Source organism: Clostridium psychrophilum, from assembly GCF_018861705.1.
GTDB lineage: Bacteria > Bacillota > Clostridia > Clostridiales > Clostridiaceae > Clostridium_AD > Clostridium_AD psychrophilum.
Genome location: NZ_JAHLEC010000032.1, coordinates 22,835 through 36,279, shown reverse-complemented (window position 1 = coordinate 36,279; position 13,445 = coordinate 22,835). Strand labels below are relative to the sequence as shown.

The 13,445-nt window shown below is 31.6% G+C and carries 12 protein-coding genes, 1 pseudogene and 1 riboswitch; of the genes and pseudogenes, 2 read left to right on the top strand and 11 right to left on the bottom strand.

Annotated features, from left to right (window positions below; genetic code table 11):
* Positions 1-983: 983 nt before the first annotated feature.
* Positions 984-2,183, top strand: a complete 1,200-nt coding sequence (locus tag KPL38_RS08990) for a hypothetical protein (protein WP_216288804.1) — start codon at positions 984-986, stop codon at positions 2,181-2,183.
* Here KPL38_RS08990 and KPL38_RS19650 read toward each other — a convergent pair.
* The 7 genes and pseudogenes from KPL38_RS19650 to pdxS form a co-directional block, all read right to left on the bottom strand.
* Positions 2,166-2,543 carry a CBS domain-containing protein gene (locus KPL38_RS19650; RefSeq protein WP_246577888.1) on the bottom strand — a complete coding sequence of 126 codons (378 nt, stop codon included), beginning with the start codon at positions 2,541-2,543 and terminating at the stop codon, positions 2,166-2,168. The two genes, KPL38_RS08990 and KPL38_RS19650, sit on opposite strands and share 18 nt — an antisense overlap.
* A gap of 47 nt (positions 2,544-2,590) precedes the next feature.
* Positions 2,591-3,046 (bottom strand): annotated as a pseudogene (locus tag KPL38_RS19645) (ATP-binding cassette domain-containing protein).
* Between the two features lie 5 nt (positions 3,047-3,051).
* Entirely contained in the window at positions 3,052-3,990 is a 939-nt protein-coding gene (locus tag KPL38_RS08980) for a glycine betaine ABC transporter substrate-binding protein (protein ID WP_216288803.1), read from the bottom strand.
* 141 nt (positions 3,991-4,131) lie between these two features.
* On the bottom strand, positions 4,132-4,539 hold the full coding sequence (locus KPL38_RS19640; RefSeq protein ID WP_312884182.1) for an ABC transporter permease: 408 nt from the start codon (positions 4,537-4,539) through the stop codon (positions 4,132-4,134).
* Between the two features lie 523 nt (positions 4,540-5,062).
* A complete protein-coding gene (locus KPL38_RS08970; RefSeq protein ID WP_216288802.1) occupies positions 5,063-5,770 on the bottom strand; it encodes an FTR1 family protein in 708 nt (235 codons plus the stop codon).
* A 115-nt stretch (positions 5,771-5,885) separates the two neighbouring features.
* The gene (pdxT, locus tag KPL38_RS08965; RefSeq protein ID WP_216288801.1) at positions 5,886-6,452 is read right to left on the bottom strand and encodes a pyridoxal 5'-phosphate synthase glutaminase subunit PdxT; all 567 of its coding nucleotides are present in this window, start codon (positions 6,450-6,452) and stop codon (positions 5,886-5,888) included.
* Between the two features lie 2 nt (positions 6,453-6,454).
* Positions 6,455-7,324, bottom strand: a complete 870-nt coding sequence (gene pdxS / locus KPL38_RS08960) for a pyridoxal 5'-phosphate synthase lyase subunit PdxS (protein WP_216288800.1) — start codon at positions 7,322-7,324, stop codon at positions 6,455-6,457.
* A gap of 154 nt (positions 7,325-7,478) precedes the next feature.
* A riboswitch (TPP riboswitch) is annotated at positions 7,479-7,584 on the top strand.
* Positions 7,585-7,658: 74 nt separating this feature from the next.
* Here pdxS and thiC point away from each other — a divergent pair.
* Complete coding sequence (gene thiC / locus KPL38_RS08955) at positions 7,659-8,972, top strand: phosphomethylpyrimidine synthase ThiC (RefSeq protein ID WP_216288799.1); 1,314 nt, start codon at positions 7,659-7,661, stop codon at positions 8,970-8,972.
* Between the two features lie 83 nt (positions 8,973-9,055).
* Here thiC and KPL38_RS08950 read toward each other — a convergent pair whose 3' ends face one another.
* The 4 genes from KPL38_RS08950 to ilvN form a co-directional block, all read right to left on the bottom strand.
* Positions 9,056-10,012, bottom strand: coding sequence for a D-2-hydroxyacid dehydrogenase (locus KPL38_RS08950; protein WP_216288798.1), 957 nt, complete (start codon positions 10,010-10,012; stop codon positions 9,056-9,058).
* A 63-nt stretch (positions 10,013-10,075) separates the two neighbouring features.
* Entirely contained in the window at positions 10,076-11,737 is a 1,662-nt protein-coding gene (gene ilvB / locus KPL38_RS08945) for a biosynthetic-type acetolactate synthase large subunit (protein WP_216288805.1), read from the bottom strand.
* A 126-nt stretch (positions 11,738-11,863) separates the two neighbouring features.
* Positions 11,864-12,856, bottom strand: coding sequence for a ketol-acid reductoisomerase (gene ilvC / locus KPL38_RS08940; RefSeq protein WP_216288797.1), 993 nt, complete (start codon positions 12,854-12,856; stop codon positions 11,864-11,866).
* Between the two features lie 32 nt (positions 12,857-12,888).
* Complete coding sequence (gene ilvN / locus KPL38_RS08935) at positions 12,889-13,383, bottom strand: acetolactate synthase small subunit (RefSeq protein ID WP_216288796.1); 495 nt, start codon at positions 13,381-13,383, stop codon at positions 12,889-12,891.
* Positions 13,384-13,445: the final 62 nt, after the last annotated feature.

The following is a 13,445-nucleotide window of genomic DNA, read 5'->3' as shown; positions in this document are numbered from 1 at the left end:
TAAATTCCGGTTAAATTATTATGTAAATCGGATAAATATATGTGCAAATCCATGATTTAACTAGATAAATTAATTTGTAAAACTTAGGATAAGATAAAGTGTAAATCAACAGCTATATTAAGATTTTTTAACACCGGGCTAGGTGTTAAGGTGGTTTCGTTTGAAGGTAAGAAATATCGCTCTTTAGCTCATCCAATCTCGGAAAGTCATAAGAAGTTGTTACAATATCTGGGTATACCTGAGAAAGTATTTTGTTGGAATGAATAAATATAAAGAATATTTTCATGTTTAGCATTACTAATAAAATATTGTTTTGATTTTAAGGTATTAATTTTATAGGCTACGCCTTAAAGAATTTTGTACAGATACATTTGAAAAATATTTAAAGGTACTGTTTTTAATAAAAATCCAGTAAAAAAGCTCTGAAAATAAATGTAGGCCTTTTGTAATACATTGTGCGGAGTATAAGATATAACATACATTTAGTGTCATATTGAATTAACATACATATCATATATTGACCAATGATAAGGAGCTATGTTATGTCAAAGTGTGAAAAAAAACATCATAATCATCATAAGCATCACCACCATCACCATCATCATAAACATCATCATCACCATAAGCATAAACATGACTGTCATTAATAAAATTAATAACATAAAAACAGAGTTGATACTTCTAATCGACTCTGCTTTTATACTTAAGGTATACAATTTTAAAATTTATTGTACTAATTTTGTCTTCCTATTTTTAATAATATAAAATTACAGAAGGTACATACATGTTTCTTCTTCTTACTAATATTTCCAATATAAATAACAACTCATTAATTTTAAATTATAGTCACTAATAATTTGTGTATTCTTAGTGATTATAATATAATATATTTAATTAAGTTTTTTTAAAAAGAGTATAAGAAAAAGGAAGTGATGATTTAGTGAGTTTGGTACTTTTAGTACTAATACAAGCTAATATAACCTATGAAAATTGCAGATGTAATAAATCAAATCAATAAAATTGGTGAAGATTCTAAAGATAAAATTGCTCCTTTTCATGTTCTAAAAACATTTAAAAGTGGAAGGTCTGAAGCAGGAGTATTCATGGTTGAATATGGATCTGCTAATAGGGTTGGTATCTTAAAGGTAACTAAAAACAACGAAGGAGAAGTATTTCAAAAAGCCTATGAACAAGCTTCAAAAAACAATATGCAGAAATATATCGCTAAACTTATATCTAGTTATAAAATTCATGATAAAAGCAAGGCAATATTATATGTTAACTTATATGATTTAGCAGGGGATGATATATATAATAGTGAAACATTTTTAGATAAAATTTTAAATGAAGACGAGCTTAAAAGTAATATAATATCAGCTATAACCAAGTTTTTATTCACTTGGAATAAAGAACATGTTAAAAAATACATCTCTCCTGTAGAAATAGTCAAAAATGAACTTTCATATAGATATATGGATAGTAAATATGTACAAGCCTTTGAATCAATAGGAGTAGACAAAAATATAAAATGGATATCTTTAGATGGAACAAACATATTACTACCTAACCCATATTATTATTTTAACGATGAAAATGTGTGGGATAATTTAAAGGTGGTGTGTCTTACAGCATATGCACATGGTGATTTTCAAGGAGATAATATTATAATTACAGAAGATAAACCTGTTATAATAGATTTTTGTGATTTGATAGAAGATTGTAATGTGTTCCATGATTTAAGATACCTTGAATCAATAACCCTTGGAGATTGCTTAGAGATTGATAAAGAATGTGATCGAGAATTATGGAGTAAAGTATGTGAAAGCTTAAGCTATGGAATAATTGAAGTAGATCTCCCTCAAGGACGTGGCATGAGCCTTGTAAGACAACTAGTTTCAAAACTCCGTGAGAATGTTAAACTAATTGTTTCTGATAGTCGTAACAGTCTTTATGATCCATCTTTTAATCTAGCAGGCACAGCCTCTGGATTGATTAATATGAGAAAATACACAAGCATCAATAAAAAAAAGGCAGCTTTTATATATGCAGCCTTTAACCTTAAAATGTTTATGAGTGATGAGGCCGTTAATATGTATGACCCAAAATTAGATTCATGTTTAGTTCTTAATTGGCTAGATACCAAAAAAGGAAATGAGCTTGTTATACTACAACCAGCTACTTAATATAAGTTTTAAATACAAAAAGTGACTATAAAATTTTATAGTCACTTTTTTAAATGTCAACATATATTTTTGCAATGTTATTTTGCCAACGATATCGTGATTGTCATTCTCAACAATCAAACAATCAATGTTTTTCGTTAAAAAATATGTTAATAAATGCTTCAAATCTTCATTTTCTTTTACTATTATGTCCCCTTTATTTGGTTCTAAATCGAAAGGAATCATTACATCATCTGCATGTATAACCTTAAGTTTTTGAAGAATGTCCTCAGACGAAACCAACCGTGAAACAAATTCATTGGCTGGATGAAACAATATATTGTAAGCAGTATCAAATTGTTGGATTTTTCCTTTATCCATAATAATTATTTTGTCTCCTAATTTAAAAGCCTCACTAACATCATGAGTTACAAAAATAATAGTTTTGTTAAGTTTTTTTGAATCTTTACAAGTTCGTCTTGAAGGTTCACTCTAGTTATAGCATCTAGTGCTCCAAAAGGCTCATCCATAAGCATTATTTGAGGGTCAGCAGCCATTGCTCTAGCAAGTCCAACTCTTTGTTGCTGGCCTCCAGACAATTGCCTTGGATATCTTTTTTTGAAATCCTTAGCAGGTATTTTCACTAAAACCATCAATGTATCAACTCTTTGTGCTACGTCTTTCTTATTCTACTTTAATATATTAGGAACCGTTGCAATATTTTCTCCAACTGTCATATGAGGAAAGAGACCAATTTGTTGAATTACATAGCCAATTTTTTGTGTATGCTTTTCTGCAGAAAGTTTTTTTATATTTTCTCCAAAAAATAATATTTCTCCAGAACTTATATCATAAATTCTATTTATCCTCCTTTCTTTATGCACTTATTCTATTTCGTTAATTGTGTATTAAAAAAATTTTTAGCTACCTGCGTATATTCTTTTTTGTTTACATCTACTTCATAGTTCAATTTTATTATTGTTTTATTATCAATTTTTCTTGTAACATTATTTAAAATAGCCTTTACTTCAAGATTCGCCTCCAAAATACTCTGCCTTATAACTGGTGCTATATTATATGGTGGCCATGCATTCTTATCGTCTTGAAGCAACACAAATTCATCTTTATTTAATTGTCCTTCAGTTGTATATGCTACAGCAAGATCTGCCTTATCATTATGAATTACATCATACTTAAGTCCATTATCATATATTTTTTCATTTTTAAATTTAAATGCCCCATAAGTCTTTACTAATGATTGCATTCCATCTGCTCTTTCATTAAATTGACCTTGAGATGCAAATCTTATTTTCCCTGCGTTCTTTTGAAGATCTGTTATAGTGTGAATATTATACTTAGAAGATGCTTTTTTAGAAATTACTAGTCCTTGTCCATCATTTGCAACCGATGGTTCAAGCCATATTAATTTAAACTTCTCCTTGTATTTTGCTGCAACCTCATCATAAACTTCTTTTGAATCAAACCTTGGTTGCTCCTTTAATATGGAAATCAGTGCTGTACCAGTATATTCTGGGTAAAAATCAATGTCACCATTTACAAGTGAAGTATTGACTACTGCACTACTAAGATTAAATTTTCTTTCAACTTTGTATCCCTTTTGTTCTAAGGCAATAGTATATAATTCAGATAAAATTAAAGATTCAGTAAAATCTTTTGAACCAATTTTAATTGTAGGCTTACTTTTTACAACTGCTGTTTTAGAATCGGTCGTTGGCGCACTCTTTTTAGAACAACCTGTTAACCCTGAAACTGCAACCAAAGTCGCGAGTACTGAAACTATAACTATACTCTTTAGTCTTTTATTCATAATTATTCACTCTCCAATAATAATATTTTTAATCTCTTTGATATTTTGTAATTCTTTGTTGGAATGTAAATAACAACATTTCCACTGTTACCGAAAGCAATGCAACTGAAGCCCCACCTATTATTAATATTCTAGGATCGTTCATACCAAGACCTGTAAAAATAAAATCTCCAAGCCCCCTGCTCCAATATATGAAGCTAAGGTAGCACTAGCAATTACTTCAACTGCCGAGGTTCTAACCCCTGTAATAATAAGTGGCATTGCCAAAGGAATTTCAATTGTGCGAAGCATTCTCTTATAATCCATCCCCATACCTTTCGCACTTTCTATCGATCCATCAATATTATTTATTCCTAAATAGGTATTAATAAGTATAGGTGGTATAGCTAAAATCACAAGTGCAAGTAATGCTGGAAAGAAGCCAGTTCCAATTATAGGCATAACTAAAACTAATACTGCAAGGCTTGGAATGATTCGAAAAAAATTAAATAAATTCATAATAGGCTGTGATACTTTTGTGCATTTATAACATAAAATACCTAAAGGCACTGCTATTATAATACCTATTAGGATTGCAGAAATACTAATATAAATATGTATTTTAAGCGCTTGATAATATTTATCAATATGATATTGATAAATACAATATCATTTTCACTTGTTATACTTAAAACCATATAAATTACCATTAAATCATCTCCTGCGGAGCTGCAGCATCTTCGTAGAAGATGCATTAACGACTTCTGAAGGAAATTTATACTCCCACTGAAGTTTTCTATTTGTTAAGGTATGTAACTCCTACTTATAGAAGTGGGAGACTTTCCTTCTGAAATGTCGTTAAAATAATTGCTTTTCTTTCAAGTAAAATTATCCTTATTTTACATAAAAACTCAACGTTGTATTATATAATATATTCTATATATAATACAAACCTCCTTCTTTGTAATCACAAAGAAATCAAATATCATTATATGTTCCTAAAATATTTTTAAAATAAACATCCCATACAATCCATTTTCAAACTTTGTTGAAAATAAATTGTATGGGAATAATATTAATTTATAAAAATATTTTATTTTATCATATTTGAGTTAATATATTTTTTCAAGTCATTTTTTATCATTAAATAGTAACTAGGAACTGCATACACTAATATGCCCATTTTAAAGATTTCAGGAACATATTTACCAAATAATACTTCTAAACCATCACCAAAGTAGTATGCACCAAGTCCAATTAAGAATAGATTCAAGATGTAAAATAATACACTTATATTAAGCCTCGCAAACCCTCTAGCTACAACATAAACAATTATAGCTGCACTCACCAGTCCTAATACGGATAAACCTGCTATTAGCATTGGATTACCAGTTGTAGCACCAGTTAAAATAAATAATGTTACTTCTAACAATTCTCTAAAAAATGTTATAGCTGAAAGAATAAATACTCCTTTTTGACTTAATGAAACAAATTGTTGATTTGCAGTTGTATTAAAAGATTTATTCTTTCTTAAAAGCACTACACTGTATAATACTAAGCCAGCCAATACTATCCCCAAAAGCCCATCAAATAATTCTCCTGCAGGCCCATCTAATAAAGCAACTTGTGAGAATATTATAGAACCAGTTATAGCTGCGATAAAAGTTCCTAAAGCGCCACCTAGCAATGCACTCTTAGTCATCCCATATAGTTTGTTTTTGTTAAAATAAACTACTAAAGGAATAATAACCAAGAAAATTTCTATGCCTTCTCTTAAGCATATTATAAAAGGAGCAAACATTGTTAATCGCCTCCCTATCACACTTTGTAGACTTGTCTACATTATATAATATGCTAAATTAACCTTATGTTACAATTTATTTACATTATTTGATAATAAACTTTAAAATACCTTTTTACCTGCACATATTCAAAAAATATTTATGAACTTCTAAGTTGTCAGTAAGTTCCGGATGAAAAGACGTAGCAAACATATTGTTTTGTTTTGCTGCTACAATATTACCGTAGGCCTTGCATATAACTTTAGCATCATTATATATTTCAGTAATTAATGGACCTCGAATAAACACTAATGGTATAGGTTCACTTGAAATTTCATTAATCACAACATTCTTTTTAAATGAATCTATTTGACTTCCATAAGCATTTCTTCTTACTTTTATGTCCATAACTTTAAGATATTCCTGGTCAATACCCTCGATATATTTAGCAAGTAATATCATACCAGCACAAGTTCCCCACACAGGCAACCCCGAAAGAATTCTATCTCTTAAAGGTATAAGCATTTTTGTTTCTCTTAAAAGTTTGCCTATTGTTGTGCTCTCACCACCAGGAAGGATTATTCCATCTATCCCATTCATATCTTCAAGTTTCTTAATTTCTACCCCAACATGGCCAAGTTTTGTAATATGATTTATATGCTCGATAACTCCACCCTGAAGAGATAAAACCCCTATTTTCAATTTTACCAACCTCTTTCTGCAAACTTCTCTTTAATTTCACTTATCTCGAGGCCGCTCATTGCTTCTCCAAGATTCTCTGAAACTTTTGCTACAACCTTAGGATCATTATAATATGTAGTTGCGAGTACTATTGCTTTTGCCCTTGCCTCTGGATTTTCTGCTTTGAAAATTCCTGAACCTACAAAAACTCCTTCTGCTCCAAGTTGCATCATGAGTGCTGCATCTGCTGGAGTGGCTATTCCACCTGCAGCAAAATTTACTACTGGAAGTTTACCATTTTCCTGTACATATTCAATTAAATTAATTGGAGCACCAAACTCTTTGGCTATTGTCATTAACTCTTCTTTTGGAGCATTTTTTACTTTTCGAATTTCATCCATTATACATCTCATGTGCCTAACAGCTTCTACTACATTTCCTGTGCCTGCCTCACCCTTTGTTCTTATCATTGCTGCGCCTTCACCAATTCTCCTTAATGCTTCTCCTAGATTTCTTGCTCCACAAACATATGGAACTTTAAAATCCCATTTGTTTATATGATACTGTTCATCTGCTGGTGTTAAGACTTCACTTTCATCAATAAAATCTACTCCTATTTCCTGAAGAATTTGTGCTTCTACAAAATGACCTATCCTACCTTTAGCCATAACTGGAATACTCACAGCTTCCTTTATTTCTTTAATCATTCGTGGATCGGACATTCTAGCAACTCCACCTTCTTTTCTAATATCTGATGGGACTCTCTCAAGTGCCATTACTGCGCATGCACCCGATTTTTCTGCAATTATTGCCTGCTCAACATTGACCACATCCATGATTACTCCACCCTTTAACATTTGAGCTAAGTTTTTATTTATTTCATATCTTTCCATAAAAAACCTCCCTAAGAATTATTTATTAGGCAGAGTATAACATATATTTATTGTGTTTTGGTAGTGTACCCATACACTTATAATGTTGAAAATTTAAAAAAGACTTTACACAAGCTTGTTTTACTAATATACTTAAGACAAATAATAATTAAATAAATTAAACAAGGGGAGCTCATTTATGAGCTGAGAAAGAGATATTATCACTGACCCTCATAACCTGAATTGGGTAATTCCAACGTAGGGAGTTTATCACAACGCTATTTTGTTGCAAGCTCTTTATGAGCTTGCTTTTTTTTATACCAAAATATAACACATATGTAAAGGAGATTATAAAATGACGTATACAACTCAAATGGATGCTGCAAAAAGAGGAATTATAACCAAAGAAATGGAAATAGTCTCAAAAAAAGAAAACATGCCCGTAGAAATTTTAAGAGAAAAAATAGCAAGAGGTGTAGTTGTAATCCCTGCTAATAAAAACCATAAAATATTAAATCCAGAGGGCGTTGGTGAAGGCTTAAAAACAAAAATCAATGTAAACCTAGGTATTTCAAAAGATTGCTGTGATATTGATGAAGAAATGAAAAAAGTACAATTATCCATAGATATGAAAGCTGAAGCTGTTATGGATTTAAGTTCCTTTGGTAAAACTGAAGAATTTAGAAAAAGACTTATTTCTGACTCAACTGCTATGATAGGTACTGTTCCAATATACGATGCTTTAGGCTTTTATGATAAAGAGTTACAAGATATTACATCTCAAGAATTAATAGACGTTGTAGAAAAACATGCAAAAGATGGAGTTGACTTTGTAACAATTCATGCTGGTTTAAACACCGCAACTGCAAATGTATTTAAAAGAAATAAAAGAATAACTCAAATTGTATCAAGAGGCGGATCTCTTTTATATGCTTGGATGGAATTAAACAAAAAAGAAAATCCTTTTTATGAACATTTTGATGAAATACTAGAAATATGTCAAAAATATGACTTAACAATAAGTCTTGGCGATGCTTGTAGGCCAGGATGCATTAATGATGCTACTGATGCTTGTCAAATTCATGAATTAATGGTACTTGGCGAATTAACCTTGAGAGCTTGGGAAAAGAATGTACAAGTTATAATAGAAGGACCAGGCCATATGGCAATAGATGAAATTAAGGCAAATGTGCTACTCGCAAAAAAATTAACTCATGGTGCACCTTTTTATATTTTAGGACCACTAGTTACAGATATTGCTCCAGGATATGATCATATTACAAGTGCAATAGGAGGAGCTTTAGCTGCAAGTTGTGGAGCTGATTTTCTTTGTTATGTTACTCCAGCAGAACATCTAAGACTTCCGAATGTCGATGATGTACGCGAGGGTATTATTGCATGTAAAATTGCAGCTCATGCTGGTGATATAGGTAAACATATTCCAGGTAGCCGTGATTGGGATAATGAAATGAGTACTGCAAGACAAGCTCTTAATTGGAAGAGAATGTTTGAACTTGCAATAGATTCTAAAAAAGCTATAAGATATAGGAAAGAATCCATGCCAGAAAATGCTGATAGTTGCACAATGTGTGGCAAAATGTGTTCTGCAAGAACTATGAACAAAATAATGCAAGGTAAAGATCTCAATATATTAAGAGACGATTCATAAATTTCTTAATTAATTACTAAATATAATAACTTTAGGGATATCTTATCATTTTATGATTAGATATCCCTAAAAACTATTTTCAATTATTTCACTATATTTATAGGTGTTTTATTTATAAATTTCACTAAGTTATCTACAGCTATATCCATAAGTCGCTTTCTAGATTCTATTGGTGCCCACGCAATATGTGGAGTAATTACACAGTTTTTTGCGGACATAAGTGGATTATCCATTTTAGGAGGCTCAGAGGACATAACATCTACTGCTGCACCAGCAACTTTTCCACTGTTTAGTGCCTCTGCTAGATCTTGTTCAACAATTAAAGGACCTCTAGATGTGTTTATAATTATAACACCATCTTTCATCTTATTAATTGACTCTTTATTGATTATCCCCTTAGTTTTCTCAAACAAAGGGCAATGTAAATTTACAACATCTGATTGTGCAAACAACTGGTCTAATTCAACATATTTAAAAGTATCAGATTTTAATGAATTATCCTTCGATGGATTGTATGCTAAAATAGACATACCAAATGCTTGTGCAATTTTTGCAGTTGCCTTGCCTATCCTTCCCATACCAATAATACCCATCGTTTTACCATCTAGTTCTGTTAGTGGATAATTCCATAAACAAAAATCATTGCTATTTGTCCAATCGCCTTCTTTAACTGCTTCATTGTGCTTTCCTACATGATGGCAAATCTCTAGTAGGAGTGCAAATACAAACTGAGAAACAGCCGCAGTGCCATAAGATGGAATATTAGTTACAATTATACCTAATTTCTTAGCCTCAGCTACATCCACCACATTGTAACCTGTCGCAAGAACCCCAATATATTTGAGCTTAGGTAACTTTTTCAAAGTTTCCATACTTAATGGTGTTTTATTAGTAAAAACTATTTCATAATCACTTGCTCTTTTTAAAATTTCCTCGTCTTTTGTTCTGTCATAAACTGTTAGGTTTCCTAACTTTTCAAGACCTTTCCAAGATAAATCCCCTGGGTTTAAAGTAAAACCATCTAATACTACTATTTTCATATAACCCTCCTAATATAACATTTGGTGATTTTATTATAATAAAAATAAGGTATAGTACTTAAACTATACCTCAACCATCATTTCAATACTTGCACCTGGCGGAACCATAGGTGATGCCATTTCATCTGCTGCAACTCTGAAGTCAATTACAACTGGTCCATCCCAATCTATTGCTTCTTTTAATGCATCTGCGACCTGACCATTATTCTCAACTCTGATACCTTTAACTCCAAAACCCTCGGCAATTTTTACAAAGTCAGTACTTTGCTCAAGTATAGTATTTGAAAACCGTTTTGAATAAAACAAGTTTTGCCACTGCCTTACCATGCCTAAAACTCCATTGTTTAATAATATTATTTTAACAGGTATATTATATCTGGAAACAGTCCCAAGTTCATTAAGGTTCATCCTAAAACTACCATCCCCTGCAATATCAAAAACCATCTCTTTCTTTCCTATACTTGCACCTATTGCAGCCCCCAAACCATATCCCATAGTACCAAGTCCTCCAGAACTAATAAAAGTTCTTGGTTTGGTGTATATAAATGCTTGAGTTGCCCAAATTTGATTTTGACCTACCTCAGTAGTTATTATAGCATTACCTCCTGTAATTTCATAAAGTTTCTTAATTACATAAAGTGGATTTACAGTTTCTAATTCATTTACTTTTATAACTTTTTCCTTGTCTTTTTTAATTAATTTTTTTGCAAATACTGTCCAATCGTTTTCTTCTCTCTCTGGAAGCTTTTTTAATAAACTTTTTAAGGCATCTTCTACATTTCCAATTATAAAGCTATCCACTTTGATATTTTTTGAAATCTCTGCTTCATCTATATCTATATGAATAATCTTAGTATTTGCTACAAATGATATAGGATCACTGATAACTCTGTCACTAAATCTAGCACCAATTGCAATAATTAAATCACTAGAAGTTATACATCTATTAGACGCAAATGTTCCATGCATGCCAAGCATTCCTGTATACATGGGATGTAATCCACTAAAAGCACCGAGCCCCATCATAGTACTACATACTGGACATTTTAATTTATCCTGAAGTTCAATTAAAACTTCCTGTGCATCCGATATGTTACATCCACCGCCAACAACAATTATTGGCTTTATTGATCCTCTAATTTCAGAAATAGCATCATTAATTTCACTATCATTAACATCTTTTCGCTCAATAATCGCAGGAATTTGCGGAAAATATTCACCTTCTATCCCAGTTATGTCTTTTGGTATATCCACGAGTACAGGTCCTGGTCTTCCAGTTTTAGCAATTTTAAAAGCTCTCCTTATTGCAGGAGCTAAATCCTCTATCCTTTTCACTAAAAAACTATGCTTTGTGATAGGCATTGTTATGCCTATTATATCAACTTCTTGAAATGCATCCTTACCTATAAGTGGCGTTGCTACTTGACCTGTAATTACAACCATAGGAACAGAATCCATATATGCAGTTGCAATACCAGTTACAAGATTTGTTGCACCAGGTCCAGATGTTGCAAGGCAGACACCTACTTTCCCAGTTGACCTAGCATACCCGTCAGCTGCATGAGCTGCCCCCTGTTCATGAGAAACTAATATATGATTTATTGAATCAAAAGAATAAAGCTCATCATATATATTTATAACACTTCCACCTGGATATCCAAAAATAGTATCTACTTCTTGTTCTTTAAGGCATTCTAGTAGAATTCTTGCACCTTTATATTTAATGCTAATCCCCCCCTAGTTTAGATAACAAAGAGAACCAAGTTCAATTTTATTTTCTTAGAACTTGGTTCTCTAAATAGTATCACTATTTTAATTTTATATAATTATATTGTAGGTACTAAACTAGTACTATTTTTTTAACCAAGACATCATTTTTCTAAGTTCTTTACCAACTGTTTCTATTTGATGTTCACTTTCTATTCTCTTTGTTGCATAAAAAGATGGTTTTCCAACTTGAGTTTCAAGAAGCCAATTTTTTGCAAAAACTCCTGATTGAATATCTGTGAGTACACCTTTCATAGCTTTCTTTGTATCAGCAGTTATTATTTTTTTACCTGTAATATAATCACCATATTCTGCGGTATCACTTATTGAATATCTCATCATATTTAAACCACCTTGGTTTATTAAGTCTACGATAAGTTTCATTTCATGACAACACTCGAAGTATGCCATTTCTGGTTGATAACCAGCTTCTACAAGAGTTTCAAAACCTGCTTTTATAAGAGCTGAGACACCTCCACAGAGAACTGCTTGTTCTCCAAATAAATCTGTTTCAGTTTCTTCCTTGAAAGAAGTCTCCATAACGCCAGCTCTTGCTCCGCCTATTCCTAATGCGTATGCTAAAGCAACCTCTTTTGCATGTCCTGATGCATCTTGATGTATAGCAATAAGACATGGTACTCCTCTACCTTCTAAGAATTGACTTCTAACAGTATGTCCTGGACCCTTTGGTGCTATTAGGAAAACATCTATATCTTCTGGAGGAACTATTTGTCCAAAATGAATTGCAAAACCATGAGCAAATACTAAAGCTTTATTTTTTGTTAGATTTGGCTCAATACTTTCTTTATATAATTGTGCTTGTTTTTCATCATTAACAAGTATCATGATTATGTCAGCTTTTTTTGCAGCTTCTGCAGAGGTCATAACTGTGAGTCCAGCGTCTTCAGCTTTTTTCCAAGATTTACTGCCGTCGTAAAGACCAACAATAACATCAATACCACTCTCTTTTAAGTTTAGTGCATGTGCATGTCCTTGACTACCATATCCTATTACCGCAACCGTCTTTCCTTTTAAGTTGTTTAAGTTACAATCTTTTTCATAATACATTTTAGCCATTATTAATTCCTCCTAATTTTTTATGTATATTTTTAGATTATTGCGTCCGAACCTCTTTGCATTGCAATAAATCCACTTCCGACTATTTCCAAAATACCAAATGTTTCAATTAATTTTTCAAAAGCACATAGTTTACTATTGTTTCCTATGATTTGAATTATTAAAGTTGTTGGTGTTACATCTATAATAGCAACTTTAAAAATTTTTCCAATATTAATAATTTCTTGTCTGTTCTTACCTTCTGCTTTAACCTTTATAAACAACATTTGCTTACAAACAGAGTTTTCATTATCTAATTGCTCAACTTTGTGGACATCTTCTAATTTTCTTATCTGTTTAATTATTTGATCGATGCCCGCATCATCGCTAACCTTAGTTAATAAAGTTATTCTAGCTAATTTTTCATCTTCAGTATGTCCCGAGGAAACAGTGTCAAGATTAAAACCGCGCCTATTAAATAATGAGCACACTCTTGTTAATACTCCTGGGTTGTTGTCAACTAAAATTGACAATACATGTGAAATCAAGATATCGCCTCCCTTTCCACGAGTAAATAGTGCAAGTTAATTTGTAAATCATACCAAACATT

Excerpts from the sequence above, each read along its gene's own strand:
- KPL38_RS08990 (WP_216288804.1), top strand. The coding sequence starts at position 984 with ATGAAAATTGCAGATGTAATAAATCAAATCAATAAAATTGGTGAAGAT.
- KPL38_RS19650 (WP_246577888.1), bottom strand. The coding sequence starts at position 2,543 with ATGGATAAAGGAAAAATCCAACAATTTGATACTGCTTACAATATATTG.
- KPL38_RS08980 (WP_216288803.1), bottom strand. The coding sequence starts at position 3,990 with ATGAATAAAAGACTAAAGAGTATAGTTATAGTTTCAGTACTCGCGACT.
- KPL38_RS08970 (WP_216288802.1), bottom strand. The coding sequence starts at position 5,770 with ATGTTTGCTCCTTTTATAATATGCTTAAGAGAAGGCATAGAAATTTTC.
- pdxS (WP_216288800.1), bottom strand. The coding sequence starts at position 7,324 with ATGGAAAGATATGAAATAAATAAAAACTTAGCTCAAATGTTAAAGGGT.
- thiC (WP_216288799.1), top strand. The coding sequence starts at position 7,659 with ATGACGTATACAACTCAAATGGATGCTGCAAAAAGAGGAATTATAACC.
- KPL38_RS08950 (WP_216288798.1), bottom strand. The coding sequence starts at position 10,012 with ATGAAAATAGTAGTATTAGATGGTTTTACTTTAAACCCAGGGGATTTA.
- ilvC (WP_216288797.1), bottom strand. The coding sequence starts at position 12,856 with ATGGCTAAAATGTATTATGAAAAAGATTGTAACTTAAACAACTTAAAA.